This window comes from uncultured Leptotrichia sp., assembly GCF_938036635.1.
Classification (GTDB): Bacteria; Fusobacteriota; Fusobacteriia; order Fusobacteriales; family Leptotrichiaceae; genus Leptotrichia; species Leptotrichia hongkongensis.
In genome coordinates this window covers 1-3451 of record NZ_CALHQO010000145.1, presented here as the reverse complement: position 1 = coordinate 3451, position 3451 = coordinate 1, and the positions used below count along the sequence as shown (strand labels likewise).

Annotated in this window: 3 protein-coding genes; all 3 read right to left on the bottom strand. The window is 32.8% G+C overall.

Annotated elements, in window-relative coordinates; translation table 11 throughout:
• Nucleotides 1-340: 340 nt before the first annotated feature.
• A complete protein-coding gene (locus Q0370_RS02765) occupies nucleotides 341-1210 on the bottom strand; it encodes an alpha/beta hydrolase (protein WP_299571837.1) in 870 nt (289 codons plus the stop codon).
• Nucleotides 1211-1237: 27 nt separating this feature from the next.
• On the bottom strand, nucleotides 1238-2917 hold the full coding sequence (ilvD, locus tag Q0370_RS02760; protein ID WP_299571835.1) for a dihydroxy-acid dehydratase: 1680 nt from the start codon (nucleotides 2915-2917) through the stop codon (nucleotides 1238-1240).
• A gap of 298 nt (nucleotides 2918-3215) precedes the next feature.
• Nucleotides 3216-3377, bottom strand: a complete 162-nt coding sequence (locus tag Q0370_RS02755; protein WP_039901132.1) for a hypothetical protein — start codon at nucleotides 3375-3377, stop codon at nucleotides 3216-3218.
• Nucleotides 3378-3451 lie beyond the last annotated feature (74 nt).

The following is a 3451-nucleotide window of genomic DNA, read 5'->3' as shown; positions in this document are numbered from 1 at the left end:
TATAATTTTATTTATAAATATTATGATTAATAATAATTTTTCTATTTTTTTAATTTTTTTGTAACGTAAGGGCATCAGACGCCATGCCCTTACAACCCCGCTTAACGCAAAACTTTCTTATAAAGAAAAAATAAAACTCGCTTCGTAAAACTACGCTCAGACAGTTATTTTTCCTTTAACGAAATTTTGCTTATTATTTTTACTATTACAAGTAGTATCGTTAAGTTAAAAATTCCGTGAATTTTTAGAAACAAAAATTACAGAAAAAAATACCCATTAACTATAATTCTTTTTACAAAATTTAAAATTGCGGCTACATTATCTATTTTTTATTTAAATATTAGACATTTTTTATCTTTTCATTTAAAAACTCTATTATTATATTTACAATTTCTGGCTGAAACCAGTATTCATCAGAATGTCCTGCCCCAGTTACTATATATCTTGTTGATTCTATCCCTTTTTCAATTAATGCCTTGTGAAGTTTTTCTGTATGGATTGGAGGGACTAAAGTGTCTGCATCTCCGTGCATCAATAGAAATGGTGGTGTTTTGTCGGAAATATATGATATTGGGTTTGTTACTTTTATATCATTTCTTACATCATTTAGCCAAAATTTCACTGATAATAATATTGCTCTGTAATCTTCATCAATATCATCTGGAATTTCAAAATCCACTTCTCCAAAGTCTGTTACTCCATAAATATCAATAACTGCCTTTATATCACTATTTTCAGATAAATTTTCACCTTTGTCAAAATCTCTTGTTCCATTTGTCGCTCCAGCCATTGCTACAAGATATCCACCAGCAGAATCACCCATTATAGCTATTCTTTCCTTGTCTATCCCATACTCATCCGCATTAGCCTTCAAAAATCTGATTGCTGATTTTACATCTTCCACACTTTGCGGAAATACTCCATCAGGAATAGTTCTATATTCCATACTTGCAACCACATAACCAGCCTTTGCAATTTCAATTCTTTGCTGTAAATAATTTTCTTTGTAGCTATGTGCAAATGAGCCACCTGTTACGAACAGCACTGTTGGAAACTTTCCTTCTCTATTTGGTTTCAAAATATCCATTTCCAATTTTATATTTTTTCTAAAATAGCTGACTGGCTGTGAATAAGTAACATTCACTATTGATTTTATCTTCTCTTGTGTCAGCTCAATATTTAAAACTTTACTTTCTCCACCATTTCCCATTTCAATCTCCTCCTTTGTAAAAGCACATTAGTCCAATATCTCAATAGCCCCTCTATCCGCAGAAGACACGTGCATTGCATATTTTCTCAAATACCCTTTTACTTCAATTTTAAATGGCTCCAATTTAGCTTTTCTTGCTTCAATTTCTTCATCCGAAATTTTTATATTTATTGTTCTGCTTGGAATATCAATTTCAATAATATCTCCATTTTGAACTATGGCAATATTTCCACCTGAAGCGGCTTCTGGCGAAACGTGTCCAATTGAAGCTCCTCTTGTCGCTCCTGAAAATCTTCCGTCTGTAATTAACGCAACATCCTTGTCAAGTCCCATTCCAGCAATCATCGCTGTCGGTGATAACATTTCTCTCATTCCAGGTCCACCTTTTGGTCCTTCATATCTAATAATTACAACATCTCCTGCTACAATTTTTCCACCAACAATTGCTTCTACAGCTTCTTCCTCGCTATTAAATACTTTTGCTGGTCCTGTATGCTGCAACATTTCTGGATCTACTGCCCCTTCTTTAACAACGCAGCCATCTGGTGCCAAGTTTCCTTTTAATACCGCAATTCCACCAGTTTTATATGCTGGTTTGTCCCAAGGCTTGATTACATCATCATCATTTATAAATGCTTCTTTTGCAAGTTCTCCTTGAGTACGTAATGCTACAGTTTTTGTATTTTCATGCAATCTTCCATTTTCAAGCAGTCTTTTCATAACTCCTGTTACTCCACCTGCTCTGTACAAGTCTTCTATAAAATATTCACCAGATGGCGATAATTTACACAATTGCGGAGTTATTTTTGCAATTTCATTAAAATCTTCCAATGTCAATTTTATTCCTGCTTCATGCGCTATCGCTGGCAAGTGTAGAGCTGTATTTGATGATCCTCCAAGAGCCATATCCATTGCAACTGCATTTTCAAACGCTTCTCTTGTCAAAATATCTTTTGGACGGACATCTGCTTTCAATACTTCCATAATTTGCATCCCAGCTTTTTTAGCAAGCCGTATTCTTTCTGAAAATACCGCTGGTACAGTTCCATTTCCTGGAAGCCCTAGTCCAAGTGCTTCTGTTAAACAGTTCATTGTATTCGCTGTATACATTCCTGCACAAGATCCGCAAGTCGGACATGCCATTTCTTCAACAGAATTAAGTTCTCTTTTAGTTATTAATCCAGCTTCATATTGTCCAACTGCTTCAAACACATTACTAAGCCCTATCTTCTTACCTTTATACACTCCTGCAAGCATCGCCCCTCCACTTACAAATATTGAAGGTATATTTAGTCTTGCAGCTGCAATCAACATTCCAGGCACTACCTTATCACAGTTTGGCATAAATACAATCGCATCAAATGGAGTAGCCATTGCAACTGCTTCAATCGAATCTGCGATTATGTTTCTTGTTACCAGTGAAAATTTCATCCCAATATGATTCATTGCAAGTCCATCACAAATTCCAATTGTATTAAATTCCATTGGAACTCCTCCAGCCATTCTTATACCATCCTTTACAGCCTGAACCAAATTTTTCAAATGAACATGCCCCGGTATAATTTCATTAAATGAATTAGCAATCCCAATAATCGGACGATCCATTTCCTCGCTTGTAAATCCTAGCCCTTTCAAAAGCGATCTGTGTGGAGCTCTAGCCTCTCCTCTTGTCAAGTTGTTACTTCTTCCTTTTCCTTTCATTGTCATTGATTTCACTCTCCTAAAATTTGTTTTTTTTTCATACATAGTTAATCTCAATTTTTAAGATTTCCCTATATATTTTTATCTATAAAATATCAGCAAACTTTAAAAATAATCATTTAAAGTTATTTGATTATATTTTATCACATATTTTATAAAATTTTTACTTATTTTTCTTTATAAATTGCATTGAATACTTTATTTTTACTAGTTTTTTAAAAAATAAAAGACGATTTGTATATAAATCGCCTCAAAGTTATAAAAACAATAACAGTTTTTTTATTATTCCATATAATTCTATCAATTATTTCCCAGTAAAATTAGCCATTACTTCTCTATCATTTACCGATACAACAAAATCATTGTTAGAAACTTTTAAGGCAACGTATTTTCTATTTTGTACAACTTTAATTCCTAAAATTTCAATAATCAGTAATAATGATAAGACTAAAATTAATAATGACATAATTTCCTCCAGTTTTTCAATTTTTTGATTCATTTATCTGTATGAAATTATTATATCAAAAATCAATCATTTTG

Bases quoted from the DNA above. Each gene is read 5' to 3' on its own strand.
- Q0370_RS02765 (WP_299571837.1), bottom strand. From the start codon at position 1,210: ATGGGAAATGGTGGAGAAAGTAAAGTTTTAAATATTGAGCTGACACAA.
- ilvD (WP_299571835.1), bottom strand. From the start codon at position 2,917: ATGACAATGAAAGGAAAAGGAAGAAGTAACAACTTGACAAGAGGAGAG.
- Q0370_RS02755 (WP_039901132.1), bottom strand. From the start codon at position 3,377: ATGTCATTATTAATTTTAGTCTTATCATTATTACTGATTATTGAAATT.